Below are 26,278 nucleotides of genomic sequence, written 5' to 3'. Positions count from 1 at the left end.
GTTATTTGGCCAGGCCGAACACTTTCGCCTGCTCACGGTATTGGGCAACCTGATTCTTCACGTAGGCGTCCAGCTCTTTGCCGGTCAGGTTGAATTCGAACAGGCCGCGCAGATCGCGTTGCTGCTTGAATTCATCGGTCGCCATCATTTTCTGGAAGGTGTCGCTCCACCACTGATACTCTTCATCGCTAACTTTCGGCCCAACGTAGAAGCCGCGAATGATCGGCCACACCAGGCTGTACCCTTGCTCTTTGGCGGTCGGAATGTCGGCCAACTGGCCCGGCAAACGTTGCTCGGCATACACCGCCAGCACGCGGATCTTGTCGCCCTGCAGGTAAGGCACCATCTCGCTCAGGTCACCGGAAACAGCCTGAATATGGTTGCCCAGCAGTGCGGTGACCGGCTCGCCGCCGCCTTCGAACGCCACGTAGCGCATCTTGCGCGGATCCACGCCGACTTCGCGCGCCAGCAGCGCGGTTTTCATCCAGTCCTGGCTGCCGATAGAGGCGCCGGCGCCGAACACCACGCTGTTGGGATCTTTTTGGAAGGCGTCCATCAGGTCTTTCAGGGTTTTGTAAGGCGAGTCGGCGCGTACCGCGATCATGCCGTAGTCGGTTCCGACTGCCGCCAGCCATTTCACGTCGTCCACGTTATAGCGGCCGAACTTGCCCTGGGCCAGATTGAGCAGCGAGCCGCCGGAAAAGGCCACCACGGTGCCGAACTCCGCCGGGCGCTGCGCGACGATGGCGTTGTAGGCCACCGCGCCGACGCCGCCGGGCATATAGGTGACGCGCATCGGTTTATCAATGGCCTTGGTGTCCTGCAGCGATACCTGAATCAGTTTGCAGGTCAGATCGAAGCCGCCGCCGGGTTTGGCCGGCGCAATGCATTCGGTGCGTTTGGGCGCTTCCACGGCAAAGGCCTGAGAGACCGCCAGCAACAGGGCGGCGGCGGTAAAGGTGCGGGTCATTATTTTTTTCATTGTGACTTACCCTCGGTATTGTCTGATGGTGAATCCCGCCGAATGCGGTTGCGGAATTGTTAAAACAACAACCTTTCATTTACCTTTCAGTGGCCGGAAAAGTTTCCAGTCTGTGATTAGGGTCTCTTGTCGCGAGCGAACGGTGGGTGCGCTAACATAGAATGGGCGCAGAGAACAGTGCGCAAAACCGGCCAAAACCCTGCGTAATGTCAGGATTGCCGATAGTCGTTCGCGTTAAAATCATCTGTAATAAAATGAATAGAGATGCAGTGATATGTTTTCGTTAGGGAAATTGTTTGGCGGCAGGGACAGCGCCAAGGTATGTGCGATTAAACGGTTGCCAGAGGTCTACGCCGAGATGGCGGGAGAAGCCGGGCAGTGTCGTTTGAAGCGCTTGCGCCCTGAGATTGGCGTATTTGAGTTGCATTTCGTCAACGCCGACGGTGAAAAGTATGCTTGCCAGATGACCGCCTGTGTGACCGGCATCGATCTGGTGTTTGCCGCCAACAACCGCTCCGTGCTGGTTTCTTCGCCGTTTACCGCCGACAAGCTGCGTCCGGTGTTGGATCTTGCTCTCGCCGATAGCCCCATCACGCTGATCTGAGGCGTCACACGAGCGCGCCCCAGTACGCATAATTGTGTGCCAGCTCCCAAAACTGGCGGCGCGGCGCTCTTTTATCCCCTTATTTTCCATGCCATTCTCTGTTATCGACCTGTTAACAGACGCCGCATCGATGTCTGGTTGTTCAGGTAAATCAATGGAATGGGAACATGCGACTGTTATTGGTTGAAGATCACCCCGAGCTGTCTCACTGGTTGCAAAAGGCGCTGACCGGCGCCGGATTTGCCGTCGACGTCGCGCCGGACGGCGTGGCCGCCGACCACCTGTTGCTTAATGAACGCTATGCGCTGGCGGTGCTGGATGTGGCGTTGCCGCGTCTGAACGGTCTCGATTTGCTGGCGCGCTTGCGCAAGCGCGGGCAGGATCTGCCGGTGCTGTTGCTGACGGCGCGCACCGACGTGACCGACCGGGTGAAAGGCCTGAATCTGGGGGCGGACGACTACCTGACCAAACCGTTCGAACTGGACGAGCTGGAGGCGCGCATTCGGGCGTTGCTGCGCCGCAGTGTCGGCGCCGCGCAGCCGGCGTTGCAATACGGCGCGTTGACCTATCATGACGAAGGTTATTTCCTGCTGGAGAGCAAACCGCTGGCGCTGACGCCGCGCGAGCTGGCGGTGCTGACCGCGCTGATGCACCGGCGCGGCCGCCCGGTGGCCAAGCAGCAGCTGTTTGAGCAGGTGTTTACGCTGTCTGACGAGGCCAATCCAGAGAGCATCGAGCTTTACGTACACCGTTTGCGGAAAAAGCTGCAGGGCAGCGACGTGGCGATCGTCACGCTGCGCGGTCTGGGCTACAGCCTGGAACTGTGCAATGCGGTGGTTTAACGCGCCGCGTTCGCTGTTTTATCAACTGCTGCTGTTTTTTGGCCTGCCGCTGCTGGCGCTGGGCGGCATCTCTATCTACACCCACTACTTCAGCGCCATGAGCGCCGCCACCCTGGCCTACGACCGCACGCTGCTGGCGTCGGCGCGCACCGTGGCGGAGCGGCTGGTGGTGCGCGAAGGCAAGCTGGCGGTCGATGTGCCTTATGTGGTGCTCGACAGCTTCGAGCGCAACATGAACGATCAGCTCTATTACGAGGTGATCTCGCCGCAGGGGAAAAGCATCTCGGGCTATGACGACTTGCCGTCGTTGCCGCCCCACATTCCACGCTCCACCCTCTATCCGGCATTGGTGCATTTCTACGATGCGGAATACCTCGGCCGGCCGATCCGTGTGGCGGCGCTGTTTCAACCGGTCAACGAGTCGGGCGTGAGCGGCATGGCGACCATTCTGGTGGCGGAAACCCTGGAATCGCGTCGTTACCTGGCGCGGCAGATGATGATCGCGGCGCTGTTGAGCCAGGGCACGGTGGTGGTGTTGACCCTGATCCTGGCGTTCGCGCTGCTCAAGCGGGTGTTGAAGCCGATGCGTAAACTCTCCGGCATCATGCTGCGGCGCGATCCGGGCGAACTGACGCCTTTGCCGCGGGTTCTTCCCTGGTCGGAGATGCAGCCGCTGCTGGTGGCCTTTAATCGTTACATCGAACGGCTGCGGCTGATGGTGGCGCGTCAGGAACGCTTCAGCGCCGACGCCTCTCACCAGCTGCGCACCCCGCTGGCGGTGCTGAAGACCCAGGTCGGGGTGGCGCTGGCCAGCGATCGGCCGCAGCAGTGGCGCGAAAGTCTGCAGGCGATGAGCGCGACGCTGGATAACACCGTGGCGCTCACCGACCGTCTGCTGCACCTCTCGCGCCTGAAAGCCAGCGAGCACAGCGCCGATCGGAAGCTGCAGCCGGTCAATTTGGCGCAGGTGCTGCGCGACGCCTGTTTCTCTCGCTTGCCGCAGGCGCGCAGCAAACAGATCGATCTCGGTTTCGAGGGTGAAGCGGCATGTCAGGTCGCGGGGGAGCCGCTGCTGTTGGCCGAGCTGTGTGCCAATCTGCTGGACAACGCGCTGAAATACACGCCGCGTCAGGGCGTGGTGACCGCCCGCCTTACGCGGGACAAGGCTACGGGGGAAGGGGTGCTGGAGATAGAAGACAGCGGCCCGGGCATCGCCTTGCAGGACAAGGCGTTGGCGCTGCAGCCGTTTCATCGTTTGGACAACGTGGGCGATCAGCCGGGCGCCGGTTTGGGATTGGCGTTGGTGAAGGACATCACCGCGTATCACGGCACCCGCCCGGAGCTGTTGAGCTCCGCCGCGCTGGGCGGCCTGTTGGTGCGGGTGCGTTTCAGGTTGCTGGCTTAGGCCTGTTCTTTGCAGGAATCTGCGCCTGCCGCCGGGGCTTTGGCTTTACGCGTCAGCGGCGTGCGCAGCCGCTGCGACAGGATCACGCCCAGCAGGGTGATGCCGCCGCCGATCAGATGGTAACCGTGCAATTGCTCATGCAGGAACAGCACTGCGATAGCGGCGGTAAACACCGGCGCCAGGTTCATGAAGATCGAGGTGGTGTTGGCGCCCAGGCGCAGGACGCCCTGGATCCACAGGTACGGCGCGATGATCGAGGCCGGAATGCCGGCGAACAGCACCAGCGGCAGGTTATGGCCGTTCAAGCCAACATCCTGCGCCATCAGGAAATTCGGCAGCAGCAACAGCACGCCGAACAGGATCTGCACGTAGAGCGATTGCCAGTTCGGCAGCGCGATGGCCCAGCGTTTGGTCAACACGCCATACAGCGCGTAAGAGGCGGTGGCGAGCAGCATCATCAATTCCCCTTTGCCGATACCGTGCTGCAACAGCGCGCCGGGCTGACCGCCGCTGACCAGCCAGATCAAACCGCAGAAGGAGAGAATGCTGCCGAGCAGCACGCCGACGGTCGGCGCAATGCGCAGCAGTACGATGCTGATCAGGATGGTCAGCAGTGGGATCAGCGACACGATGATGCCCATAAACAGCGCGCTGACGCTGTGCGCCGCGTAATAGGCCAGGCTTTGATACAGCACCATGCCGAGCAAGCCGAGGATCATCAGCTTCCACCAGTTGGCGCGCACCTGCGCCCAGTTGCGAAGCACGCCCGGCAGCACAAACGGCGTCAGGGCGATCAGCGCCAGCAGCCAGCGGTAGAGCGAGATGGCTGCCGGATCGATGGCGGTGGCGGAGAGTTTGCTGACGACGGCGTTAATCGACCAAATCAGCACGGCCAGCAGGGGGAAAAGCATATTCATGACAATTATTCTCAATAGCGTCCAACATGCTGGCTAGTCTACGCGTGTCCGGTTTATCATATATAACGATATTCAGACAAAAATCGGCGTAAATAAGACAAATCACGAGACGAAACCATGCCAGAAATCCGCCATTTCCCCGAGTCGCTGATCCCGGCGCCAAACCCGGTGCAGTTTCGTTGCGAGGAGTTCAACGTCCGCACCGAATTCCAGCCGCACAGCCATACCTGGGGCCAATTGATGTGGGTCAAAGCCGGGGTGATGGTGCTGCGCATCGGCGGGCAGCGCTTTCTGGCGCCGCCGGAGTACGTGCTGTGGACGCCGGCGGGCATCGAACACTCCTGTTACAACCAGCGGCTGGCGCAGTGCCGCATGGTGGACATCGCGCCGGCGCTGTGCGCCGGCATGCCGGCCGATCCTTGCCTGGTCAATGTGACGCCGATCTTTCGCGCCATCGCCGAGGATTTCTATGCGCGTAAACAGTACATTCCGCAGGCGGAGGCGGATTTGCGCCTCTGCCAGGTGCTGATCGACCAACTGCATCTGTCGCCGCGCCAGCAAACCTATCTGCCGTCGTCGGACGACAAGTTTTTGGCGCCGGTGCTGGAAGCGCTGGAACATTGCCCGGCGGACAACACTTCGCTGGCGACGTGGGCGAAGCGGGTATACACCACCGAGCGCACGCTGTCTCGCCGCTGCCAGCAGGATTTGGGCATGCCGTTCAGCGAATGGCGCCAGCGCCTGCGGTTCCTGCACGCCGTGTCGCTGCTCGAACAGGGCAAAACCGTGCAGGACGTGGCGCTGGAGGTCGGTTACAGCTCCGCGTCGGCCTTTATCGTCATGTTCCAGCAGATCGCCGGCACCACCCCTGAGCGCTTTCGCCGTGCCTGATTCAGTGGCACACTATTTCGCAGACAAATAGCCGTAAACCGTCGGAGAACGCAGTGAAAATTCTGGTTGATGAAAATATGCCGTATGCGGCCGAGCTGTTCAGCCGCCTGGGCGACGTGCGGGCGGTGCCGGGGCGTCCGATCCCGCTTGAGGCGCTGGCGGATGCCGACGCGCTGATGGTGCGTTCGGTCACCAAGGTCAATGAAGCCTTGTTGGCCGGCAGCCGCATCGGCTTTGTCGGCACCGCTACCGCCGGCACCGATCACGTCGATGACGCCTGGCTGCAACGGCAGGGCATCGGGTTTTCCGCCGCGCCGGGCTGCAACGCCATCGCGGTGGTCGAGTATGTGTTCTCCGCATTGATGCTGCTGGCCGAGCGCGATGGCTTCCAATTGCGGGATAAAACCGTCGGCATCGTCGGCGTGGGCAACGTCGGTTCGCGTCTGGACGCGCGCCTCAAAGCGCTGGGCGTGCGCACGCTACTGTGCGATCCACCGCGCGCCGATCGCGGCGACGCCGGGGAATTCTGGCCACTGGAGAAATTGGTGGCCGAGGCCGACGTGCTGACCTTCCATACGCCGCTGAATAAATCCGGCCCGTATCATTCATTGCACCTGGCGGACGCCGAGCTGCTGGCGGCGTTGCCGGACAATCGCATTCTGATCAACGCCTGCCGTGGGCCGGTGGTGGATAACGCCGCGTTGCTGCAGGCGCTGGAAAAAGGCAAAAAGCTGAGCACGGTGCTGGACGTGTGGGAACCGGAGCCGGATCTCGCCTTGCCGCTGTTGGCGCGGGTGGATATCGGCACCGCGCACATCGCCGGGTATACGCTGGAAGGCAAGGCGCGCGGCACCACCCAGGTGTTCGAAGCGTTCAGCCGCCATCTGGGGCAGCCGCAACAGGTGGCGCTGGCCTCGCTGCTGCCGGTGCCGGAGTTCAGCCAGATCCGTCTCAACGGCCCGCTGGATGAAGCGCGGTTAAAACGATTGATGCACTTGGTGTATGATGTGCGCCGCGATGATGCGCCGCTGCGCAAAGTCGCCGGGCAACCGGGCGAGTTCGATCGCCTGCGCAAGCACTACCAGGAACGCCGCGAGTGGTCTTCGCTGGCCGTGCAATGCGATGACAGCGCCAGCGCCGAGCTGCTCGGCAAGTTGGGCTTCAGCATCGCGTAGCGCGTAAGGTTGTCTTAAGCCAACGCCGCTACAGTGAGCGGCAAAGATTATCGGGCGGTGACTGCACTGCCCGTCTGCTTTTATGAATGAAATACTCTGGAGAAAACCCAATGTCTGACGGCTGGAATATCGCGCTGCTCGGCGCCACTGGCGCGGTAGGTGAAGCGTTGCTGGAATTGTTGCAGGAACGCCAGTTCCCGGTGGGTGAGCTCTATCCTCTGGCAAGCGAACGCAGCGCGGGCGCCAATGTGCGCTTCAACGGCAAGTCTCTTCTGGTGCAAAACGCCGAAGAGTTCGATTGGTCGCAGGCGCAGCTGGCCTTCTTCGTCGCCGGCAGCGACGCTTCAGCGCGCTATGCCGAAGAGGCCGGCAACATGGGCTGTCTGGTGATCGACACTAGCGGCCTGTTCGCCATGGAACCGGATGTGCCGCTGGTGGTGCCTGGCGTTAACCCGCAGGTGCTGGCGGATTACCGCAACCGCAACATCGTCGCGGTGGCCGACAGCATGGTCAGCCAACTGCTGACGGCGATCAAACCGCTGACCGAACAGGCGGGGCTGTCGCGCCTGCACGTCACGACGCTGATGTCGGTATCCTCGCGTGGCAAGGCGGCGGTGGACGATCTGGCCGGCCAGAGCGCGCGGCTGTTGAACGGCATCCCGGCCGAAGAAGGCGTTTTCACTAAACAGCTGGCGTTTAATATGCTGCCGCTTGTCGCCGACGAGCAGGGCAGCGTGCGCGAAGAGCGCCTGATCGTCGATCAGGTGCGCAAGGTGCTGCAGGACGAAGGGTTGCCGATTTCGGTGAGCTGCATCCAGTCGCCGGTGTTTTATGGCCACGCCCAGGTCGTGCATCTGGAAGCGCTGCGTCCGCTGTCCGCCGAAGAGGCGCGCAGCGAGCTTGAAGAGGTCGAAGACGTTCAACTGAGTGAAGAGGATGATTACCCGACTCAGGTCACCGAAGCTTCCGGCAGCGATGCGCTCAGTATCGGGTGTCTGCGCAACGATTACGGCATCCCCGAGCTGTTGCAGTTCTGGACGGTGGCGGACAACGTCCGCTTCGGCGGCGCGTTGATGGCGATCGAAACCGCCGAGCGTCTGGTGCAGGAGCAGATGTACTGATGTCTGAGGTGGTCTCGCCCGCTCAGCCGACGCTGAAGGTAGCGCTGGGCATCGAATATGACGGCAGCCATTACTACGGCTGGCAGCGGCAGCAAGAAGTGGCCAGCGTGCAGGAACGGCTGGAGCAGGCGTTGAGCAAGGTGGCGGATGCGCCGATCAACGTGCTGTGCGCCGGGCGCACCGACGCCGGGGTGCACGCCACCGGGCAGGTGGTGCACTTCGAAACCACCGCGCGCCGCAAGGACGCCGCCTGGACGATGGGCGTCAACACCCATTTGCCGCCGGACATCGCGGTGCGCTGGGTGAGCCCCGTCGCCGATGATTTTCACGCGCGTTTCAGCGCCACCGCGCGCCGTTACCGCTATATTATTTTCAACCATCGCTACCGGCCGGCGGTGTTGCAACAGGGGGTGACGCATTTTTATCACCCGCTGGACGCGGACCGCATGCATCGGGCGGCGCAGGCATTGCTGGGCGAGAACGACTTTACCTCGTTTCGCGCGGTGCAATGCCAGTCGCGCACCCCGTGGCGCTGCGTAAAACACGTTAAGGTTACGCGCTACGGCGAATATATTGTGGTAGATATCAAGGCGAATGCCTTCGTGCATCACATGGTTCGCAACATCGTCGGCAGCCTGATGGAGATCGGCTGCGGCAATCAGGATGAGAACTGGATGGCCGAGCTGCTGGCGCTGAAGGATCGCAATCTGGCGGCGGCGACGGCGCGAGCCGAGGGGCTGTATCTGGTTTCCGTGGACTATCCCGACCACTTTGGCATCCCGCGGCCGCCGATGGGGCCGCTGTTTTTACCCGACGATTAAACGCCGGCACGCCTGAAAGCGTCGCTCCCTTGTGCTTCTGCCGGGTGATTGAAACGCCCGGTATCAATGAGAGAATTTATGGACATCATCAAGTTTATTATTGATTTCATTCTGCATATTGATGTGCACCTGGCCGAACTGGTCGCACAATACGGCATGTGGGTCTACGCTATTCTGTTCCTGATCCTGTTTTGCGAGACCGGTTTGGTGGTGACGCCGTTCCTGCCGGGGGATTCTTTGCTGTTCGTCGCCGGCGCGCTGGCGGCGTTGCCGACCAACGATCTGAACGTGCACACCATGGTGGCGTTGATGGCCGTGGCGGCGATCATCGGCGATGCGGTGAACTACACTATCGGGCGGTTGTTCGGCGAGAAGCTGTTCAGCAACCCGAATTCGAAAATCTTCCGCCGCAGCTACCTGGATAAAACGCATCAGTTTTATGAGAAGCACGGCGGGAAAACGATTATTCTGGCGCGATTCGTGCCGATCGTGCGTACTTTTGCGCCGTTCGTCGCCGGCATGGGGCATATGTCCTATCGCCACTTCGCCGCCTACAACGTGATTGGCGCACTGGTTTGGGTGCTGCTCTTCACTTATGCTGGCTACCTGTTCGGCGATCTGCCGGTGGTGCAGGAGAACCTGAAACTGCTGATCGTCGGGATCATCATCGTTTCGATTCTGCCGGGCGTGATTGAAATTTGGCGCCACAAGCGCGCCGCCGCCCGCCAGCAAAAACAATAAAAACATCGCTCAACCTGTCGGTTCGACCAGTTTTTTGTCCACAGCGTCGGGCCGATATGGTTTAATGAGCGACATTATGGTCTGTTCCTGCGAACAACCCTGAAGCCGATGCCTCGGTCGCGCGCTTGCCGCGCGGCGAACGGGCATTTTTTCATTGGGGGTGTTTTCAGGGGGATTGTTAAAGCATGAACAGCGGACTGGCGTGTGCCAGGTTCAAACAGAAAGGTCATCGATGAGCTGGATTGAACGAATTCTTAACAAGAGCAATATCACACAAACCCGTAAGGCGAGCATTCCTGAAGGGGTCTGGACCAAATGCGACAGCTGCGGCCAGGTTCTCTACCGCGCCGAGCTGGAGCGTAATCTGGAAGTGTGTCCGAAGTGCGACCACCATATGCGTATGAGCGCGCGCGCGCGTCTGCATACCCTGCTGGATGAAGGCAGCGAAGTGGAGCTGGGCAGCGATCTGGAGCCGAAAGACGTTCTGAAATTCAAGGATTCCAAGCGCTATAAAGATCGTCTGGTCGCCGCACAGAAAGCGACCGGCGAGAAAGATGCGCTGGTGGTGATGAAGGGCACGCTGTACGGCATGCCGATCGTCGCGGCGTCCTTTGAATTCGCCTTCATCGGCGGTTCGATGTCTTCCGTGGTTGGCGCGCGTTTCGTGCGTGCGGTTGAGCAGGCGCTGGAGGACAACTGTCCGCTGGTGTGCTTCTCCGCCAGCGGCGGCGCGCGCATGCAGGAGGCGCTGATGTCGCTGATGCAGATGGCGAAAACCAGCGCGGCGTTGGCCAAAATGCAGGAGCGCGGCTTGCCGTACATCTCCGTGCTGACCGACCCGACCATGGGCGGCGTCTCCGCCAGCCTGGCGATGCTGGGCGACATCAACATCGCCGAGCCGAAAGCGCTGATCGGCTTTGCCGGCCCGCGCGTGATCGAGCAGACCGTGCGCGAGAAACTGCCGCCGGGCTTCCAGCGCAGCGAGTTCCTGATCGAAAAAGGCGCGATCGATATGATCGTTCGCCGCCCGGAAATGCGCCAAACGCTGGCGAGCATTCTGTCCAAGCTGACCAACCAGCCGCAGCCGCATTTCGATGAGGCCGCGCCGGTCATTGAGCCGGAGCAGCAGGCCGACGCCTGAGGCAAAGACGGATCCCGCCCGGGTTCAGCCGCCACTTTGTGGCTAAGTGACGGCTGATGCCCGTTCCCTGCCGGCCGCGGCCTATGACGTTGCGGTTTGCAGGTGGGCGGCAGTGACGAAGCGCATCGCCTTTACCGCGGTGAGGGTGGTGCCCTGATGGATTAATGAACCCAAGTTCAGTGATGGGACTCATGCAAAACCACCAAATTCCCCAAGCCACGTCGCCATTGAGCTCGTGGCTTTACTATCTGGAACGTCTGCACAGCCAGGCGATCGAACTCGGCCTCGAGCGCGTACAGCGCGTCGCGGCGCACCTGGACTTACTGACCCCCGCTCCCACGGTGTTCACCGTTGCCGGCACTAACGGCAAAGGCACGACCTGTCGCACCCTTGAAGCCATTCTGCTGGCCGCTGGCCTGCGCGTCGGCGTTTACAGCTCACCGCATCTGGTGCGCTACACCGAGCGCGTGCGCATTCAGGGGGAAGAGCTGAGCGAAGCGGAGCACAGCCGCTCGTTTGCCACCATTGAAGCCGACCGCGGCGAAACGTCGTTGACCTATTTCGAATTCGGCACCCTGTCGGCGCTGCAGCTGTTCAAACAGGCGCGGCTGGACGTGGTGATCCTGGAGGTCGGCCTGGGCGGGCGCCTCGACGCCACCAACATCGTCGATCCGAGCGTGGCGGTGATCACCAGCATCGCGCTCGATCACACCGACTGGCTGGGCAACGATCGCGAAAGCATCGGCCGTGAAAAGGCCGGCATTTTCCGCAGCGGCAAGCCGGCGGTAGTGGGCGAACCCGACATGCCGGACAGCATTCGCCAGGTCGCCGAAACGCTGGGCGCGCCGCTGTATCGCCGCGGTGAAGCCTGGAGCTTCAGCGAGCAGGGCGATCGCTGGCAGTGGCAGGGCGGCGACACGCTGCTGACCGATCTGCCGACGCCGAACGTGCCGCTGGCCAACGCCGCTACCGCGCTGGCGGCGCTGAACTGTTCCCCGCTGGAAATCGACGAGCGCGCGATCTTCACCGGGCTGCAGCAGGCGACGCTGCCGGGGCGTTTCCAGATCGTGCGGCGGGAGCCGATGCTGATCCTCGATGTGGCGCACAACCCGCACGCCGCCGGCTATCTCGCCGGGCGTCTGGCCAAGCTGCCGCGCGACGGCGGCAAGGTGCGCGCGGTGGTGGGCATGCTGTCGGACAAGGACATCGCCGGTACGCTGGCCTGCCTGAGCGAGCAGGTGGATGAATGGTACTGCGCACCGCTCGACGGCCCGCGCGGCGCCAGCGTCGAACTGCTGGCGCAACATCTGGCGGAACCGCGACGCTTTAATGATGTCGAAACTGCCTGGCGGCAGGCTATGCAGGATGCTGATAAACAGGATATTGTGATCGTCTGTGGATCGTTCCACACCGTTGCGCAGGTGATGGCGGCGTCAGACGAGATGCGGGGAGTGTGAGTGGCGAGTAAATTTCAGAACCGACTGGTCGGAACCGTGATTCTGGTGGCGCTGGGGGTGATCATCCTACCAGGGTTGCTGGACGGCAAAAAGAAGCATTACGAGGATGAATTCGCGGCCATTCCTTTGGTGCCGAAGGCGGGCGACGTCGAAGAGAACGACGTGTTGCCGCCGGTGACGCAGCCGTTGCCGGCGCAGCCGCCGGAAGGGGCGGGGGCGCTGGTCGAGCAGCAGGCGGCTAACGAAGCGGCGGCGCAACAGGCGGTGCGACAGAATGCTCAGCAACCGACGCAGGTGGCGCCGCCGCCGGTCGAGACGCGTCCTCAGCCGGTGCAGCAGCAGCCTAAGCCGAAACCGGTGGAAACCAAACCGGTAGAGGTGAAACCGAAACCGGCGCCGCAGCCGAAGCCGGTGGAAGTGAAACCGACGCCTAAGCCGGAACCGAAACCTGAACCGACGCCGAAGCCTGAGCCGGCACCGCAGCCGAAACCGGCGGAAGAAAAAGCGCCGGCCGGGCAAGCCTATGTCGTGCAGCTCGGGGCGTTGAAGAATGCCGCCAAGGCGAACGAGATTGTCGCTTCGCTGCGTCTTTCGGGCTATCGCGCCTTCACTGTGCCGTCAACGCCGGTGCAAGGGCAGATCACCCGCATCTACGTCGGCCCGGATGCTTCCAAGCAGAAGCTGCAGGCGGCATTGCCGTCGCTGAACTCGATCAGCGGGCTGAGCGGGCAGGTGAAGCCGTACGGTCGTTAAACCCCGCAGGGGCGCAGCAGGATACGCCCCTGAATTAAGGAGTGGTGGAGAGATCTCGAGAGAAACCGCGCCTTTTACAGGCGAAATCACCTATGTAGGCGCGGCGATTGGGAATTTTTTAATCGCCGCTTTTTATTTGTAACGTGGTAGGAAATCCCCTACGCAAACGTTTTCTTTTTCTGTTAGAATTCGCCGCGAATTGGATGCAGGGGCGATTCATCATTGGAATAGTTCATGGTCTGGATTGATTACGTCATTATAGCGGTGATTGGATTTTCGGCTCTGGTGAGCCTGATCCGAGGGTTTGTTCGCGAAGCATTGTCACTTGTGACATGGGGATGTGCGTTTTTTGTTGCCAGCCATTTCTACTCTTACCTTGCGGTCTATTTCACTCGTTTTGAAGATGAACTGGTGCGAAACGGCATCGCGATCGCGATTTTGTTCATCGCGACCCTGATCGTAGGGGCTATTGTTAACTATGTGATTAGCTCACTGGTAGAGAAAACCGGGCTGTCGGGCACCGACAGGGTGCTGGGCATCTGCTTCGGCGCATTGCGCGGCGTGTTGATCGTTGCGGCGATCCTGTTCTTCCTGGATACCTTTACCGGCTTTTCACAAAGTGCCGACTGGAAACAGTCGCAGCTGATTCCCCAGTTCAGTTACGTCATCAGGTGGTTCTTTGACTACCTGCAGAGCACGTCGAGTTTCTTGCCGACCCAATTGCCGGGGCGGTAGCGCTGATGAGGAAAAGACAACATGTGCGGTATTGTCGGTATCGCCGGTTTTATGCCGGTAAACCAGTCGATTTATGATGCGCTGACGGTGCTTCAGCACCGTGGCCAAGATGCCGCAGGCATCGTCACCATTGACGCCCACAACGGGTTCCGTTTGCGCAAAGCCAACGGCCTGGTGAAGGATGTGTTTGAGGCGCGCCATATGCAACGCTTGCAGGGCAACATGGGCATTGGCCATGTGCGTTACCCGACGGCCGGCAGCTCGAGCGCTTCTGAGGCCCAGCCTTTCTACGTCAACTCGCCGTTCGGCATTACGCTGGCCCACAACGGCAACCTGACCAACGCCCATGAGCTGCGCCAAAAGCTGTTCGAAAGCGGCCGCCGCCATGTCAACACCACCTCCGACTCGGAAATCCTGCTGAACGTGCTGGCCAGCGAGCTGGATCGCTTCCCGCATTATCCGCTGGAGGCCGACAACATCTTTACCGCGGTCGCCGCCATGCATCAGCAACTGCGCGGCGCTTACGCCTGCGTGGCGATGATTATCGGCCACGGCCTGCTGGCGTTCCGCGACCCGTACGGCATTCGTCCGCTGGTGATCGGCAAACGCACGCTGGAAGATGGCCGCAGCGAGTATATGGTGGCTTCCGAGAGCGTGGCGCTGGATACCCTGGGCTTTGAATTCCTGCGCGACGTGGCGCCGGGCGAAGCGGTGTACATCACCACCAAAGGCCAGCTGTTCACCCGCCAGTGCGCAGAGAATCCGAAAACCAATCCGTGCCTGTTCGAATACGTCTATTTCGCGCGCCCGGACTCCTTTATGGACAAGATCTCGGTCTACAGCGCCCGCGTGCGCATGGGCCAGAAGCTGGGCGAGAAGATTGCCCGCGAATGGGAAGATCTGGACATCGACGTGGTGATCCCGATTCCGGAAACCTCCTGCGACATCGCGCTGGAGATCGCGCGCATTCTCGACAAACCCTACCGCCAGGGCTTTGTGAAGAACCGCTACGTCGGCCGCACCTTCATCATGCCGGGCCAGCAGGCGCGTCGTCAGTCGGTGCGCCGCAAGCTGAACGCCAACCGCGCCGAGTTCCGCGACAAGAACGTGCTGCTGGTGGATGATTCCATCGTGCGCGGCACGACCTCAGAGCAGATCGTCGAGATGGCGCGCGAAGCGGGCGCCAAGCGCGTGTACCTGGCTTCCGCCGCGCCGGAAGTGCGTTTCCCTAACGTCTACGGCATCGACATGCCGAGCGCCAACGAACTGATCGCCCACGGGCGCGAAGTGGATGAAATCCGCCAAATCATCGGCGCCGATGGGCTGATCTTCCAGGACCTCGACGATCTGATCGAAGCGGTGCGTGAAGAAAACCCGGACATCACCCAGTTCGAATGCTCGGTATTCAACGGCATCTACGTGACCAAAGACGTCGATCAAAGCTATCTGGAATACCTGGAGTCGCTGCGCAACGACGACGCCAAGGCGCTGCGGGGACAAACCGAAGCGGAAAATCTGGAACTGCATAACGAAGGCTAACCGCCTGTGTTGATCCATCAGGGGGCATCGTCGCGTCTGCGGCGGTGCGCCTTGCTCCTGTGAACTTGCTTATCCCTCGCCATTGCGGCAAAGTCTGCCTGATCTTATTTTTTACTTTTTACGGCAGAGGCCATTCTTCATGAAACGACTCATCATCGGCATTTCCGGCGCCAGCGGCGCGATCTACGGCGTGCGCCTGTTGCAGGTCTTGCGCGACGTCGCAGAGGTGGAAACCCATCTGGTGATGAGCAACGCTGCAAGGCAGACGCTGGCGCTGGAAACGCCGTACAGTCTGCGTGAAGTGCAGGCGCTGGCCGATGTGGTTCACGATGCGCGCGATATCGCCGCCGCCATCTCTTCCGGTTCCTTCAAAACCCTGGGCATGGCGATTTTGCCTTGTTCAGTCAAAACGCTGTCCGGCATCGTCAACAGCTACAGCGACGGACTGCTGACCCGCGCCGCCGACGTGGTGCTGAAAGAACGCCGCCGCCTGGTATTGTGCGTGCGTGAAACGCCGTTGCACCTTGGGCACCTGCGGCTGATGACGCAGGCGGTGGAAATGGGCGCGGTGATCATGCCCCCGGTGCCGGCGTTTTATCACCAGCCGAAAAGCGTGGAAGACATCATCGATCAGACCGTCAATCGGGTGATCGATCAGTTTGATATCGAATTGCCGGCCGATCTGTTCACCCGTTGGCAGGGTGCTGATTAACATTTTCATCCCCAAATTGGTACATTTGTGCAACACCGCACTGAATTAGGGCTGCGCATGCACCATAATGATCCCACTTCATCACGTTCACTGTTTCATGGCGCCGTCCTGTCGCGGCTGCCAGTGGCGCGGCCCCGAGCGGCCGATTTAATTTTGCGGTTATCGTCCCAGGAAACAGTATTGTGAAGGCCGGAGCCGTTCCCTCCGCCCGTAGCACCTAATGTGGCACGATTACTGCAAATTGATTTGGTGGGGAAAAGTAATGCCCGTAGTGGCATCAAAAAAATCAATTTGAGGGTAATTTATGAAAAAGCTGGTTAAGGTTCTTCCTTTAGTCTTGGCTTTGGCGGCCGCAAACAGCGCATTCGCCGCTATCCCATCGACATTGAAGATTGGCACCGATCCGACTTACGCGCCGTTTGAATCCAAAAATGCCAAAGGCGAGCTGGTCGGCTTCGATATCGATTTGGCCAAAGAGCTGTGCAAACGCATAAATACCCAATGCACCTTCGTGGAGAGCGACTTTGACGCGCTGATCCCATCCCTCAAGGCGAAAAAGATCGACGCTATCATCTCTTCGCTGTCCATCACCGAAAAACGCCAGCAGGAAATCGCCTTTACCGACAAGCTGTATGCCGCCAACGCCCGCCTGATCGCGCCGAAGGGGTCTAAGCTGTTGCCTACCGTGGATGCGTTGAAAGGCAAGAGCGTGGGCGTGCTGCAGGGCACGACCCAGGAAGCCTACGCCAACGCCATGTGGCAGCCGAAGGGCGTCACCGTGGTGCCTTATCAGAACCAGGATCTGGTCTACGCCGATCTGGCCTCCGGGCGCATCGACGCCGCCTTCCAGGATGAAGTGGCGGGCAGCGATGGCTTCCTGAAACAGCCGCCGGGCAAAGACTATGCGTTCGCCGGCGAATCGGTGAAGGATGACAAATTCTTTGGCGTCGGCACCGGCATGGGGCTGCGCAAAACCGATACCGAGCTGAAAGCGGCGCTGGACAAAGCCTTCGCCGAGATGCGCAAAGACGGCACCTACGATAAATACGCGAAAAAGTACTTCGACTTCGACGTCTACGGCGGCTAATCCGCTAACCGTTCCATGCTGTGACTGCGGGGCCGGTGCGCCGGCTCCGATGGTTCGGATCCTAGACGACAGGGTGAAGTAGATGCTGCAAGGCTATTCCCAACTGATTTTCGAGGGGGCTCTGGTGACGCTGGAGTTGGCCCTCAGTTCCGTATTGTTGGCGGTGGTGATCGGGTTGATCGGCGCCGGCGGCAAACTCTCCCACAACCCCCTTATTTCCGGCCTGTTCGGCGCTTACACCACGCTGATCCGCGGCGTGCCCGATCTGGTGCTGATGCTGCTGATTTTTTATGGCCTGCAAATCGCTTTGAACAACATCACCACGCTGCTCGGTTTCTCGCAGATCGATATCGACCCGCTCGGCGCCGGCATCATTACCCTCGGCTTTATTTACGGCGCGTACTTTACCGAAACCTTCCGCGGCGCCTACTTGGCGGTGCCGAAAGGGCAGATTGAGGCGGCGACGGCCTACGGCTTCAGCGGCGCGCAGATCTTTCGGCGCATTTTGTTCCCGGCGATGATGCGCTTCGCCTTGCCGGGCATCGGCAACAACTGGCAGGTGATCCTGAAGGCGACGGCGCTGGTGTCTATCCTTGGCCTGAACGACGTGGTGAAAGCCACGCAGTTGGCGGGGAAAGGCACCTATCAGCCGTTCTTCTTCGCCATCGTAGCCGGCGTGGTTTACCTGATTTTCACTACCGTTTCCAACGGCGTGCTGTTGTGGCTTGAACGGCGTTACTCACTGGGCGTCAAGAGGGCCGAGCTATGATCGAGATTTTGCAACAGTATTGGCAGTCGCTGCTGTGGAGCGACGGCTACCGTTTCACCGGCGTGGCGGTCACGCTGTGGCTGCTGATCGCCTCCGTGGTGATGGGCGGGCTGCTGGCGATCCCGATGGCGGTGGCGCGCGTCTCTTCCCTGCGCTGGGTGCGTTTCCCGGTGTGGCTCTACACCTACGTGTTTCGCGGCACGCCGCTGTACGTGCAGTTGCTGGTGTTCTACTCCGGCATGTACAGCCTGGAAATCGTGCGCGGCAGCGAGTTTCTCAACGCGTTTTTCCGCAGCGGGCTCAACTGCACCATCCTGGCGCTGACGCTCAACACCTGCGCGTATACCACCGAGATCTTCGCCGGGGCGATCCGCTCGGTGCCGCACGGTGAAATCGAGGCCGCCAACGCCTACGGTTTCTCGCGCTTCAAGATGTATCGCTGCATCATTTTGCCTTCGGCGCTGCGCACCGCGCTGCCGGCCTACAGCAACGAAGTGATCCTGATGCTGCACTCCACCGCGCTGGCGTTTACCGCCACCGTGCCGGATCTGCTGAAGATTGCGCGCGACATCAATGCCGCGACCTATCAGCCGTTTTACGCTTTCGGCATTGCGGCGGTGTTGTACCTGATCATCTCCTACGTGTTAATCAGCCTGTTCCGCAAAGCTGAAAAACGCTGGATGGCACACGTTAGTCACTGATAAATGACGGGAAGAAAAACCATGTCTGAGAATAAATTAGCCGTCACGGAACTGCACAAACGCTATGGCGATCACGAGGTGCTGAAGGGCGTCTCGCTGGCGGCCAACGCCGGGGATGTGATCAGCATCATCGGCTCCTCCGGCTCCGGCAAAAGCACCTTTCTGCGCTGCATCAACTTCCTCGAGAAGCCGAGCGAAGGCTCGATCAGCCTGAACAACGAAGATATTCGCATGGTGCGCGACAAGGACGGCCAGCTGAAGGTATTCGACAAGAAGCAGCTGCAGCTGCTGCGTACCCGCCTGACCATGGTGTTCCAGCATTTTAACCTGTGGAGCCATATGACGGTGCTGGAGAACGTGATGGAGGCGCCGGTGCAGGTGCTGGGGCTGAGCAAGGCCGACGCGCACGAGCGCGCGGTGCGCTACCTGGATAAAGTGGGCATCGACGAGCGGGCGCGCGGCAAGTACCCGGTGCACCTGTCGGGCGGCCAGCAGCAGCGCGTCTCCATTGCCCGCGCATTGGCGATGGAGCCGGAAGTGCTGCTGTTTGACGAACCGACGTCGGCGCTGGATCCCGAGTTGGTGGGCGAGGTGCTGCGCATCATGCAGAAGCTGGCGGAGGAGGGAAAAACCATGGTGGTGGTGACGCACGAAATGGAATTTGCGCGCCACGTTTCGAACCACGTGATCTTCCTGCACAAAGGGTTGATCGAAGAGCAGGGCCCGCCTGCCGAGCTGTTCGGCAATCCCAAAAGCCCGCGCCTGCAGCAGTTCCTGTCCGGCGCGTTGAAGTAACCTCAGATCAGCGGGCTTCGGCCCGCTGATTGACAACGTCATCCAATGCCTGTTCCAGCTCCAGATAACGGAAGTGGAAACCGGCCTCTTCCAGGCGCTTCGGCACCGCCCGCTGGCCGCCGAGCACCAGCACCGCCGCTTCCCCCATCAACAGCCGCATGACGAACGCCGGCACCCGCAGAAACGCCGGGCGATCGAGCACGTTGGCCAATTGGGCGGCGAATTGCTCGTTGTGCACCGGGTAGGGAGCGACCATGTTGAACGGGCCGGTCAGGGTGGCGTGATCCAGCAGATAAATAATGCCGTTGACCATGTCTTCGAGGTGGATCCACGGCAGGTATTGGCGACCGTCGCCGATCGGGCCGCCGAGCCCGAAGCGGAACGGCGGCAGCATTTTGGCCAGCGCGCCGCCCTGTGGCGCCAGCACCACACCGGTGCGCAGCAGGCAGACGCGGGTGGCGTCGCTTTGCGCCTGCAGCGCCAGCGCTTCCCAGCGTTGACACAGCTGGTGGGTGAATTCGTCGTGCGGCGGCTCCTCTTCGGTCACCACCGCCTGCCCCTGATCGCCGTAGTAGCCGACGGCGGAACCGGAAATCAGCACGCCGGGGGGCGTGCTGCCGGCCTTGATCAGCTTCGCCAAGCGTTCGGTCAGATCCCAGCGGCTGCGGCACAGCCGCTCTTTCTGCTGCGCGCTCCAGCGCTTGTCGGCGATAGGTTCGCCGGCCAGGTTGATCACCGCGTCGAATTCATCCAGCGATTGCCGGTCGTCCAGCGTTCGCCAATAGCTCGGCCGGTCGCCCAGCCGGGCTCGGGCTCGCCGTTCGTCTCGGGTCAGCACCGTAATGTGGTGAGAAAGCGCCAGCAGTCTTGCCGTCAGGCTGCAGCCTATCAATCCCGTTGCGCCGGTGATCAGGATCCGCATGGTCGACCTCCCTGAATTAGTCCCGGCGGTAGCTCATGGTCATGGAAACCGAGTCGGCGTAGCGCAGGGCCAGAAGTTTATCTATCTCCACTTCAGCATAGGTCACCCAGGCGTGTTCTTTTACGATATCGAGCACATCCTGCGTTAATTTTTCCAGCAACGCGAAACGGTTATCTTCCACATGGCGGATGATCGCTTTGGTGATGGTGCGGTAGTTGAGCGCATCGGCGATATCTTCGCTGTTGCGCGCCTTGTCCGCCGGGTAGTGGATCACCACGTTGATCAGGACGTCCTGTCGGTTGTTGATTTCCTCTTCCTTGATACCGATGAACGTGCGCAGCCGCAGATTTTTAATGCGAATAACGGCGTCGGGTTGACTGAAAGACATCAGAGATTCTCCATAGGTCTGATTATTAGCGTTCAGAATACACGGAAAGTAGGGAAATGATAACGCAGGGACAATGTGACTCCCCGGCCGACGGGGAGTCGGGGGAGGCACTTAGGCTTGTTCGGCCAGTTTGTAGGCGCGCTCGGTCGCCGGGCGATTGCTGATGCGCTCGAACCAGTTGCGCACCGCCGGGTAATCCGCCAGATCGATGCGCTGGCGCGGATGCGACACGACCCACGGGTAGGTGGCGATATCGGCGATGCTGTAGTTATCGCCGCCCAGGTACGGGTGTTTTTGCAGTTCAGCTTCCAGCACGCCGTACAGCCGCTTGGTCTCCAGATGGTAACGCTCGATGGCGTAAGGCACCGGCTGCGGCGCGTAGTGGTTAAAGTGGTGATTCTGCCCGAGCATCGGCCCGAATCCGGCCACTTGCCAGAACAGCCACTGCAGGGTAGCGGCGCGTTCGCGCAGGCCCTTGCTCAGCAGCTTGCCGGTCTTCTCCGCCAGATACAGCAGGATTTCCCCGGATTCGAACAGGCTGATCGGCGCGCCGCCGTCCACCGGTTGCTGATCGACGATCGCCGGGATTTTGTTGTTGGGAGAAATGCTCAGAAAGTCCGGTTTGAACTGCTCGCCGGCGCTGATGTTTACGCGATGGATACGGTAGGGTAAGCCGACCTCTTCCAAAAACAAGGTGATCTTGTGACCATTGGGAGTAGGCGCGTAATACAGGTCAATCATGTTGCCTCCTGCGGTAAGGTGATCTGTAATTCATTACACGTTGCTGCGGTCTTCGCCGCGCACAAAGGTATATCAGAGATCCAACAATAGCAGCTAAGGATAGCAGGCTATGTGGGATTCGTCCGATGCTATCTGCGCAGTTGGATCACAATTCTCCACCGGGGCGGGCGGCGGTTTGCCGCACGGCGCCGGCGCGGTAAAATGGCGCTTATTTCCCTCTATAGGACAAGGTTATGAAGCTGATGTTCGCCTCGGATATCCACGGTTCGCTGCCGGCGACCGAACGCGTGCTGGAATTGTTCGCACAACACGGCGCCGACTGGTTGATTCTTCTGGGTGATTTGCTGAATCACGGCCCGCGCAACGCGCTGCCCGCCGGGTATCAGCCCTCTCAGGTTGCCGAACGATTGAATCGCTATAGCGACAAGATCATCGCCGTTCGCGGCAATTGCGACAGCGAGGTCGATCAGATGCTGCTGACGTTTCCCATCGAGGCGCCCTGGCAACAGGTTTTACTGCAAAAAAGACGATTGTTTTTGACCCACGGTCACCTTTATCATCCCTCGGCACTGCCGCCGTTATCCTGCGGTGACGTCTTGGCCTATGGCCATACGCATCTGCCGCAGGCGGAGCGGCAGGGTGAGATCTATTGCTTCAATCCGGGCTCGGTCAGCATCCCGAAAGGGGGCTTTCCCGCCAGCTACGGCATGTTGGAAAGCGGCACTTTGCGCGTGCTGACGCTCGACGACGGCAAGGTCGTCGCGGAGGTGGCGTTAACACGCTAAACGCACTAATTTATACACACACAATAAAAATCTTTGAAAAACACTCATTGATTAACCAGCGCGCGGGATTGCATCGCGCCAAAATAGAAGGTTTTAGAGGATGGCGGAACAGGGTCAGGCTGCAGATACCGAGTGGGTTGATATCGTCGACGAGCAAAACGAGGTGATTGCTCAATCCAGTCGTCAACAGATGCGGGCGGAGCGGCTGCGTCATCGTGCTACCTATATTGTGGTGCATGATGGGATGGGAAAAATTCTGGTGCAGCGTCGCACCGAGATCAAGGACTTCTACCCGGGCTGGCTGGACGCGACGGCGGGCGGCGTAGTGCAAAGCGGTGAAAACGTGCTGGATTCGGCGCGCCGCGAGGCGGAAGAGGAGCTGGGCATCGCCGGCGTGCCTTTCGCCGAGCACGGTCTGTTCTACTTCGAGGAAGAGCAGTGCCGGGTGTGGGGGGCGCTGTTCAGCTGCGTATCGCACGGGCCGTTCGCGCTGCAGGAAGAAGAAGTGGCCGAGGTGTGCTGGCTGACGCCGGAAGAGATCACCGCCCGTTGCGACGAGTTTACCCCGGATTCGCTGAAGGCGCTGTCGCTGTGGCTGACGCGCAACAATGAACAGGATTACGGCAAGCCGCTCGACAATCACTGAGCCGCCTGCGCATGGAAAAGCCGGTCATCGACCGGCTTTTTTTATGGGCGGATTCAGCAGCTGTCGCGGCGGCACAGCGTGGCGGGCAGGGAGCCTGGCGGCTGCGAGGGATGCTCGTTCAGCCGCGCCAACAGCGCCTGGCCGGCCTGAATGCCGATGTCGCGATGCGGAATGGTCATGGTGGTCAGCGGCGGCTGGCACACCCGGCTGAACTCGCTGTTGCCGAAGCCCACCACCGCCAGATTATCCGGCACCTTGATGCGCCGCCGCTGGCATTCATACAGTACGCCGCCCGCCAGTTCGTCCGACGCGCACACCAGCGCGTCCAGCTCCGGCCAGGCCAGCAAGAATTCCGGCAGCTGCTGCGCGCCGGTGCTGAAGCTGGCGGGCTGCGCGGCGTTGATGACCCGATGCGGCGACATATGGTTGCGCAGCAGCGCCTTGTGCCAGCCCTGCAGGTGCTGCTGGAAAATCCACTGCTCCTGATTGGCGCACAGCAGCCCGACATTCTGGTAACCGCTGGCGATCACCGTTTGCGTCAGCTGATACATGGCCGCCACGTAATCGATGCCGATGCTCATGTCGATCGGATCGGCGCGTACGGCACCGATCTCCACCACCGGAATGTTGGCGGCGATCAACGCGTTGCGGGCATTTTGCGAATGCTCGACGCTGAGCAGCACCGCCGCCGCCAGGTTGTAAGAGAGCAGCGTCTCCAGCAGTTTCTCCTCGCGTTCCAGGTGGTGCTGCGACTCCGCCAGCATGATGTGATAGCCGGCGGGCTGCAGCACTTTCTGCAGGCCGGCGAACATCTCGGCGCAGCCGGATTCGGACAGGCTGGGCACCACCATGGCGATGGTGTAGGACGAGGCCGAGGCCAGCGAGCTGGCGGCCAGGTTGGGCAGATAGCCCAGCTCGTTTACCGCCGCGTCTATCTTCTCGCGCAGTTTGTCCGAAACCTGTTCCGGCGTGCGCAGCGCGCGCGACACCGTCATGGTGCCGACGCCCGCCAGTTGCGCTACGTCAGCCAACGTCACCCTGCCTGTGCTGCGGCGTTTTTTACCGATCGACATGCCTAATCCCGACTGAAATGCGCGCGCGGCGCATAAAGATTGTGATGGTGGGAAGCCGACGGCGCGGCTTCGACGATCCCAGTATGCGGCACATTCTACCCCGTAACCCGGAAGAGCGAGAAAAAATTGTGGTTAACGCCGCGCCGCGGCATGGCGTTTTGATAGCGCTATCACAGTTCTGCATGATAGCGCTTTGGTAGCGCTATCTTTGTGATGCCAATCACTGTGCAGCCGAGAGGGGTTGATTAAAGTTTTACCGTCGTCGGTGAATTAATCACCGGCCGAAACCATCAACGCTTGGGAGGGTAACGTGCTGAAAGAATGGCTGACCGCCGACCATATACAGCTGTGCAAACGGGTGGAGGACTGGCGCCAGGCGGTAACGCTGAGCGCGCAACCGCTGCTGCAACGCGGCGTGATTACGCCGAATTACCTGACGGCCATCTTTCATCAGCAGGAGCAGCTTGGCCCCTACTTCGTCCTGGCGCCGGGCATCGCCATGCCGCACGCGCGGCCGGAGCAGGGCGCCAACGCGCTGGGGCTGTCGCTGTTGAAGATCCACCAGGGCGTGAATTTTCATTCTGCGGATAACGATCCGGTTCAGGTGGTGGTGATGCTTTCCGCACCCGACGGCAACAGTCACATTGAAATGATTTCGCAGTTGGCGGAATTATTTTCCGATAACACGGCGATGGAGGCGTTATTTCACGCCACAGACAAACGGCAAATTGAGGATATTATCGCCCGCTATTAACGTTTAATCACCAGGAACATTATTAATGCCCATAACGTCGGGAATATTCCCGGCGGCGCTACCCTACACGCTAAATTCAACAGGTGGATATCATGAAAATCATGGCGATTTGCGGTTCAGGTCTCGGCAGCAGCTTTATGGTGGAAATGAACATTAAAAAGGTGCTGAAAAAGATGGGGGTGGAGGCCGAGGTCGAACACTCCGATCTGTCGTCCGCCACTCCCGGCGCCGCCGACGTGTTCGTGATGGCGAAAGACATCGCCGACAGCGCCAGCGTACCGGCCGAGCAGCTGGTGGTGATCAGCAACATCATCGACATTAATGAGCTGGAAGCCAAGCTGCGCGCTTACTTCGAAGCCCACTCAATCATCTGAATAAAACGATTGGCGAGGTGGATATGTTTATCCAGGAAACGCTTAAGTTTGTGGTGGATATATTAAAGGTGCCTTCGGTACTGGTCGGGCTTATTGCGCTGATCGGTTTGCTGGCGCAAAAGAAATCGTTTTCCGACGTGGTGAAAGGCACGGTAAAAACCATTCTCGGCTTTATCGTTTTGGGCGGCGGCGCCACGGTATTGGTCGGATCGCTCAATCCGCTGGGCGGCATGTTCGAACACGCGTTTAATATTCAGGGCATCATTCCGAATAACGAAGCCATCGTCTCCATCGCGCTGGAGAAATACGGCGCTTCCACCGCGCTGATCATGGCGTTCGGCATGGTGGCGAATATCGTGGTGGCGCGCTTTACCCGATTGAAATACATCTTCCTCACCGGCCACCACACCTTCTACATGGCCTGCATGATCGGCATCATCCTGACGGTGGCGGGCTTCGAGGGCGTACAGTTGGTCTTCACCGGCGCGCTGACCCTGGGGTTGGTGATGGCGTTCTTCCCGGCGATCGCCCAGCGCTATATGCACCGCATCACCGGCAACGACGATATCGCCTTCGGCCACTTCGGCACCCTGGGCTATGTGCTGTCCGGTTGGATCGGCTCGAAAGTGGGGAAAAACTCGCGCTCGACCGAAGAGATGAACCTGCCGAAAAACCTCAGTTTTCTGCGCGACAGCTCCATTTCGATCTCGATGACCATGATCGTCATCTACCTGATCCTGGCGATCTGCGCCGGGCGGGCCTATGTGGAAAGCGAGCTCAGCGGCGGCCAGAACTACCTGGTGTATTCGATTATCCAGGCCATCACCTTCGCCGCCGGGGTATTCATCATCCTGCAGGGCGTGCGCTTGATTCTGGCAGAGATCGTGCCGGCGTTCACCGGCTTCTCGGAAAAACTGGTGCCTAACGCGCGGCCGGCGCTGGATTGCCCGGTGGTTTACCCCTATGCCCCCAACGCGGTGCTGATCGGCTTCCTGTTCAGCTTCCTCGGCGGGTTGGCCGGGCTGTTCCTGCTGGGGCAACTGAAGATGGTGTTGATCCTGCCCGGCGTAGTGCCGCATTTCTTCACTGGCGCTACCGCCGGGGTGTTCGGCAACGCCACCGGCGGGCGGCGCGGTGCGATGCTGGGCGCTTTCGCCAACGGTCTGCTGATCACCTTCCTGCCGGTGCTGCTGTTGCCGGTACTGGGGGCGCTGGGCTTTGCCAACACCACCTTCTCCGACGCCGACTTCGGCGCGATCGGCATCCTGCTGGGCAACATGGCGCGCTTTATGTCGAAAGAGATGATCATGCTGGCGATTGTCGCCGTGTTTGCGCTGCTGGTGGCGCATAACTTCCTGGGAAAACGCAAAGGCGCGCCGGCCGCTGACCGCGTCGAGAAATAATGAG

General features: G+C 60.3%; 29 protein-coding genes. 23 read left to right on the top strand and 6 right to left on the bottom strand.

What is annotated here, in order from left to right; translation table 11 throughout:
- Position 1: 1 nt before the first annotated feature.
- Positions 2-982, bottom strand: coding sequence for a Bug family tripartite tricarboxylate transporter substrate binding protein (locus HWW83_RS22145; protein ID WP_122016662.1), 981 nt, complete (start codon positions 980-982; stop codon positions 2-4).
- 274 nt (positions 983-1,256) lie between these two features.
- On the opposite strand from HWW83_RS22145, the gene HWW83_RS22140 reads away from it, so the two are divergent.
- The 3 genes from HWW83_RS22140 (at position 1,257) to HWW83_RS22130 (ending at position 3,833) form a co-directional block, all read left to right on the top strand.
- Entirely contained in the window at positions 1,257-1,586 is a 330-nt protein-coding gene (locus HWW83_RS22140; protein WP_046687556.1) for a hypothetical protein, read from the top strand.
- 167 nt (positions 1,587-1,753) lie between these two features.
- Positions 1,754-2,428 (top strand): transcriptional regulator TctD, encoded by a 675-nt coding sequence (gene tctD / locus HWW83_RS22135; protein ID WP_033643888.1) that lies wholly within the window; start codon positions 1,754-1,756, stop codon positions 2,426-2,428.
- Positions 2,415-3,833, top strand: coding sequence for a sensor histidine kinase (locus tag HWW83_RS22130; RefSeq protein WP_033651954.1), 1,419 nt, complete (start codon positions 2,415-2,417; stop codon positions 3,831-3,833). Before tctD ends, HWW83_RS22130 begins: the two co-directional genes overlap by 14 nt.
- On the opposite strand, the gene HWW83_RS22125 is transcribed toward HWW83_RS22130, so the two are convergent.
- Positions 3,830-4,750: a DMT family transporter gene (locus HWW83_RS22125; RefSeq protein ID WP_033651953.1), complete on the bottom strand. Its 921-nt coding sequence runs from the start codon at positions 4,748-4,750 to the stop codon at positions 3,830-3,832. The genes HWW83_RS22130 and HWW83_RS22125 overlap by 4 nt on opposite strands.
- 117 nt (positions 4,751-4,867) lie before the next feature.
- Between HWW83_RS22125 and HWW83_RS22120 the strand changes: the two genes are divergently transcribed.
- The 15 genes from HWW83_RS22120 to hisP all read left to right on the top strand — a co-directional run bounded on the left by HWW83_RS22120 (position 4,868) and on the right by hisP (position 19,188).
- The gene (locus HWW83_RS22120; protein WP_033643885.1) at positions 4,868-5,641 is read left to right on the top strand and encodes an AraC family transcriptional regulator; all 774 of its coding nucleotides are present in this window, start codon (positions 4,868-4,870) and stop codon (positions 5,639-5,641) included.
- A gap of 53 nt (positions 5,642-5,694) precedes the next feature.
- A complete protein-coding gene (gene pdxB / locus HWW83_RS22115; RefSeq protein ID WP_033651952.1) occupies positions 5,695-6,816 on the top strand; it encodes a 4-phosphoerythronate dehydrogenase PdxB in 1,122 nt (373 codons plus the stop codon).
- A 110-nt stretch (positions 6,817-6,926) separates the two neighbouring features.
- Positions 6,927-7,937 carry an aspartate-semialdehyde dehydrogenase gene (locus tag HWW83_RS22110; RefSeq protein ID WP_033643883.1) on the top strand — a complete coding sequence of 337 codons (1,011 nt, stop codon included), beginning with the start codon at positions 6,927-6,929 and terminating at the stop codon, positions 7,935-7,937.
- Positions 7,937-8,758 carry a tRNA pseudouridine(38-40) synthase TruA gene (truA, locus tag HWW83_RS22105; protein WP_046687554.1) on the top strand — a complete coding sequence of 274 codons (822 nt, stop codon included), beginning with the start codon at positions 7,937-7,939 and terminating at the stop codon, positions 8,756-8,758. Before HWW83_RS22110 ends, truA begins: the two co-directional genes overlap by 1 nt.
- Positions 8,759-8,836: 78 nt before the next feature.
- A complete protein-coding gene (locus HWW83_RS22100) occupies positions 8,837-9,499 on the top strand; it encodes a DedA family protein (protein ID WP_004936130.1) in 663 nt (220 codons plus the stop codon).
- 232 nt (positions 9,500-9,731) lie between these two features.
- A complete protein-coding gene (accD, locus tag HWW83_RS22095; RefSeq protein WP_033643880.1) occupies positions 9,732-10,640 on the top strand; it encodes an acetyl-CoA carboxylase, carboxyltransferase subunit beta in 909 nt (302 codons plus the stop codon).
- A gap of 191 nt (positions 10,641-10,831) precedes the next feature.
- A complete protein-coding gene (gene folC, locus HWW83_RS22090; RefSeq protein WP_060660430.1) occupies positions 10,832-12,097 on the top strand; it encodes a bifunctional tetrahydrofolate synthase/dihydrofolate synthase in 1,266 nt (421 codons plus the stop codon).
- On the top strand, positions 12,098-12,850 hold the full coding sequence (gene dedD / locus HWW83_RS22085; protein WP_033643878.1) for a cell division protein DedD: 753 nt from the start codon (positions 12,098-12,100) through the stop codon (positions 12,848-12,850).
- Between the two features lie 234 nt (positions 12,851-13,084).
- Positions 13,085-13,585 (top strand): colicin V production protein, encoded by a 501-nt coding sequence (gene cvpA, locus HWW83_RS22080; RefSeq protein ID WP_004936119.1) that lies wholly within the window; start codon positions 13,085-13,087, stop codon positions 13,583-13,585.
- 21 nt (positions 13,586-13,606) lie between these two features.
- On the top strand, positions 13,607-15,124 hold the full coding sequence (gene purF / locus HWW83_RS22075; RefSeq protein WP_033632500.1) for an amidophosphoribosyltransferase: 1,518 nt from the start codon (positions 13,607-13,609) through the stop codon (positions 15,122-15,124).
- Positions 15,125-15,263: 139 nt separating this feature from the next.
- Positions 15,264-15,836: a UbiX family flavin prenyltransferase gene (locus tag HWW83_RS22070; protein WP_033643877.1), complete on the top strand. Its 573-nt coding sequence runs from the start codon at positions 15,264-15,266 to the stop codon at positions 15,834-15,836.
- A 304-nt stretch (positions 15,837-16,140) separates the two neighbouring features.
- Positions 16,141-16,923 (top strand): histidine ABC transporter substrate-binding protein HisJ, encoded by a 783-nt coding sequence (gene hisJ / locus HWW83_RS22065; protein WP_033643876.1) that lies wholly within the window; start codon positions 16,141-16,143, stop codon positions 16,921-16,923.
- An 82-nt stretch (positions 16,924-17,005) separates the two neighbouring features.
- Positions 17,006-17,692 carry a histidine ABC transporter permease HisQ gene (locus HWW83_RS22060; protein ID WP_033635345.1) on the top strand — a complete coding sequence of 229 codons (687 nt, stop codon included), beginning with the start codon at positions 17,006-17,008 and terminating at the stop codon, positions 17,690-17,692.
- Positions 17,689-18,393 (top strand): ABC transporter permease, encoded by a 705-nt coding sequence (locus tag HWW83_RS22055; RefSeq protein ID WP_033643875.1) that lies wholly within the window; start codon positions 17,689-17,691, stop codon positions 18,391-18,393. Before HWW83_RS22060 ends, HWW83_RS22055 begins: the two co-directional genes overlap by 4 nt.
- Before the next feature lie 21 nt (positions 18,394-18,414).
- The gene (hisP, locus tag HWW83_RS22050; RefSeq protein WP_004936098.1) at positions 18,415-19,188 is read left to right on the top strand and encodes a histidine ABC transporter ATP-binding protein HisP; all 774 of its coding nucleotides are present in this window, start codon (positions 18,415-18,417) and stop codon (positions 19,186-19,188) included.
- 7 nt (positions 19,189-19,195) lie between these two features.
- On the opposite strand, the gene HWW83_RS22045 is transcribed toward hisP, so the two are convergent.
- The 3 genes from HWW83_RS22045 to yfcG all read right to left on the bottom strand — a co-directional run bounded on the left by HWW83_RS22045 (position 19,196) and on the right by yfcG (position 21,239).
- Entirely contained in the window at positions 19,196-20,110 is a 915-nt protein-coding gene (locus HWW83_RS22045) for a TIGR01777 family oxidoreductase (protein WP_176589551.1), read from the bottom strand.
- Positions 20,111-20,126: 16 nt separating this feature from the next.
- Positions 20,127-20,498: a dihydroneopterin triphosphate 2'-epimerase gene (gene folX, locus HWW83_RS22040; protein ID WP_025303682.1), complete on the bottom strand. Its 372-nt coding sequence runs from the start codon at positions 20,496-20,498 to the stop codon at positions 20,127-20,129.
- A gap of 111 nt (positions 20,499-20,609) precedes the next feature.
- Entirely contained in the window at positions 20,610-21,239 is a 630-nt protein-coding gene (yfcG, locus tag HWW83_RS22035) for a GSH-dependent disulfide bond oxidoreductase (RefSeq protein ID WP_016926886.1), read from the bottom strand.
- 233 nt (positions 21,240-21,472) lie between these two features.
- Between yfcG and yfcE the strand changes: the two genes are divergently transcribed.
- Complete coding sequence (yfcE, locus tag HWW83_RS22030; RefSeq protein ID WP_122004445.1) at positions 21,473-22,024, top strand: phosphodiesterase; 552 nt, start codon at positions 21,473-21,475, stop codon at positions 22,022-22,024.
- A 100-nt stretch (positions 22,025-22,124) separates the two neighbouring features.
- Positions 22,125-22,670 carry an NUDIX hydrolase YfcD gene (gene yfcD / locus HWW83_RS22025; protein WP_004936086.1) on the top strand — a complete coding sequence of 182 codons (546 nt, stop codon included), beginning with the start codon at positions 22,125-22,127 and terminating at the stop codon, positions 22,668-22,670.
- Positions 22,671-22,723: 53 nt separating this feature from the next.
- Here the strand turns inward: yfcD and HWW83_RS22020 are convergent, their stop codons facing one another.
- Positions 22,724-23,743: a LacI family DNA-binding transcriptional regulator gene (locus HWW83_RS22020; RefSeq protein ID WP_176589550.1), complete on the bottom strand. Its 1,020-nt coding sequence runs from the start codon at positions 23,741-23,743 to the stop codon at positions 22,724-22,726.
- 310 nt (positions 23,744-24,053) lie between these two features.
- Here HWW83_RS22020 and HWW83_RS22015 point away from each other — a divergent pair, with 310 nt between their 5' ends.
- From HWW83_RS22015 to HWW83_RS22005, 3 genes are all read left to right on the top strand, one after another.
- Positions 24,054-24,497 carry a PTS sugar transporter subunit IIA gene (locus HWW83_RS22015; RefSeq protein ID WP_099782589.1) on the top strand — a complete coding sequence of 148 codons (444 nt, stop codon included), beginning with the start codon at positions 24,054-24,056 and terminating at the stop codon, positions 24,495-24,497.
- Positions 24,498-24,589: 92 nt separating this feature from the next.
- A complete protein-coding gene (locus HWW83_RS22010; protein WP_025303676.1) occupies positions 24,590-24,871 on the top strand; it encodes a PTS sugar transporter subunit IIB in 282 nt (93 codons plus the stop codon).
- 23 nt (positions 24,872-24,894) lie between these two features.
- Positions 24,895-26,274: a PTS ascorbate transporter subunit IIC gene (locus tag HWW83_RS22005; RefSeq protein WP_163966032.1), complete on the top strand. Its 1,380-nt coding sequence runs from the start codon at positions 24,895-24,897 to the stop codon at positions 26,272-26,274.
- Positions 26,275-26,278 lie beyond the last annotated feature (4 nt).

It is taken from the genome of Serratia ureilytica, assembly GCF_013375155.1.
In the GTDB taxonomy this organism is placed as follows: Bacteria; Pseudomonadota; Gammaproteobacteria; order Enterobacterales; family Enterobacteriaceae; genus Serratia; species Serratia ureilytica.
The sequence above is the reverse complement of the archived record's forward strand: the minus strand, read 5'-3'. Positions and strand labels throughout refer to the sequence as shown.

What these genes read in the sequence shown, in the direction of transcription:
- HWW83_RS22145 (WP_122016662.1), bottom strand. Translation starts at nt 982, where the DNA reads ATGAAAAAAATAATGACCCGCACCTTTACCGCCGCCGCCCTGTTGCTG.
- HWW83_RS22140 (WP_046687556.1), top strand. Translation starts at nt 1,257, where the DNA reads ATGTTTTCGTTAGGGAAATTGTTTGGCGGCAGGGACAGCGCCAAGGTA.
- tctD (WP_033643888.1), top strand. Translation starts at nt 1,754, where the DNA reads ATGCGACTGTTATTGGTTGAAGATCACCCCGAGCTGTCTCACTGGTTG.
- HWW83_RS22130 (WP_033651954.1), top strand. Translation starts at nt 2,415, where the DNA reads ATGCGGTGGTTTAACGCGCCGCGTTCGCTGTTTTATCAACTGCTGCTG.
- HWW83_RS22125 (WP_033651953.1), bottom strand. Translation starts at nt 4,750, where the DNA reads ATGAATATGCTTTTCCCCCTGCTGGCCGTGCTGATTTGGTCGATTAAC.
- HWW83_RS22120 (WP_033643885.1), top strand. Translation starts at nt 4,868, where the DNA reads ATGCCAGAAATCCGCCATTTCCCCGAGTCGCTGATCCCGGCGCCAAAC.
- HWW83_RS22110 (WP_033643883.1), top strand. Translation starts at nt 6,927, where the DNA reads ATGTCTGACGGCTGGAATATCGCGCTGCTCGGCGCCACTGGCGCGGTA.
- truA (WP_046687554.1), top strand. Translation starts at nt 7,937, where the DNA reads ATGTCTGAGGTGGTCTCGCCCGCTCAGCCGACGCTGAAGGTAGCGCTG.
- HWW83_RS22100 (WP_004936130.1), top strand. Translation starts at nt 8,837, where the DNA reads ATGGACATCATCAAGTTTATTATTGATTTCATTCTGCATATTGATGTG.
- accD (WP_033643880.1), top strand. Translation starts at nt 9,732, where the DNA reads ATGAGCTGGATTGAACGAATTCTTAACAAGAGCAATATCACACAAACC.
- folC (WP_060660430.1), top strand. Translation starts at nt 10,832, where the DNA reads ATGCAAAACCACCAAATTCCCCAAGCCACGTCGCCATTGAGCTCGTGG.
- cvpA (WP_004936119.1), top strand. Translation starts at nt 13,085, where the DNA reads ATGGTCTGGATTGATTACGTCATTATAGCGGTGATTGGATTTTCGGCT.
- purF (WP_033632500.1), top strand. Translation starts at nt 13,607, where the DNA reads ATGTGCGGTATTGTCGGTATCGCCGGTTTTATGCCGGTAAACCAGTCG.
- HWW83_RS22070 (WP_033643877.1), top strand. Translation starts at nt 15,264, where the DNA reads ATGAAACGACTCATCATCGGCATTTCCGGCGCCAGCGGCGCGATCTAC.
- hisJ (WP_033643876.1), top strand. Translation starts at nt 16,141, where the DNA reads ATGAAAAAGCTGGTTAAGGTTCTTCCTTTAGTCTTGGCTTTGGCGGCC.
- HWW83_RS22060 (WP_033635345.1), top strand. Translation starts at nt 17,006, where the DNA reads ATGCTGCAAGGCTATTCCCAACTGATTTTCGAGGGGGCTCTGGTGACG.
- HWW83_RS22055 (WP_033643875.1), top strand. Translation starts at nt 17,689, where the DNA reads ATGATCGAGATTTTGCAACAGTATTGGCAGTCGCTGCTGTGGAGCGAC.
- hisP (WP_004936098.1), top strand. Translation starts at nt 18,415, where the DNA reads ATGTCTGAGAATAAATTAGCCGTCACGGAACTGCACAAACGCTATGGC.
- HWW83_RS22045 (WP_176589551.1), bottom strand. Translation starts at nt 20,110, where the DNA reads ATGCGGATCCTGATCACCGGCGCAACGGGATTGATAGGCTGCAGCCTG.
- folX (WP_025303682.1), bottom strand. Translation starts at nt 20,498, where the DNA reads ATGTCTTTCAGTCAACCCGACGCCGTTATTCGCATTAAAAATCTGCGG.
- yfcG (WP_016926886.1), bottom strand. Translation starts at nt 21,239, where the DNA reads ATGATTGACCTGTATTACGCGCCTACTCCCAATGGTCACAAGATCACC.
- yfcE (WP_122004445.1), top strand. Translation starts at nt 21,473, where the DNA reads ATGAAGCTGATGTTCGCCTCGGATATCCACGGTTCGCTGCCGGCGACC.
- yfcD (WP_004936086.1), top strand. Translation starts at nt 22,125, where the DNA reads ATGGCGGAACAGGGTCAGGCTGCAGATACCGAGTGGGTTGATATCGTC.
- HWW83_RS22020 (WP_176589550.1), bottom strand. Translation starts at nt 23,743, where the DNA reads ATGTCGATCGGTAAAAAACGCCGCAGCACAGGCAGGGTGACGTTGGCT.
- HWW83_RS22010 (WP_025303676.1), top strand. Translation starts at nt 24,590, where the DNA reads ATGAAAATCATGGCGATTTGCGGTTCAGGTCTCGGCAGCAGCTTTATG.
- HWW83_RS22005 (WP_163966032.1), top strand. Translation starts at nt 24,895, where the DNA reads ATGTTTATCCAGGAAACGCTTAAGTTTGTGGTGGATATATTAAAGGTG.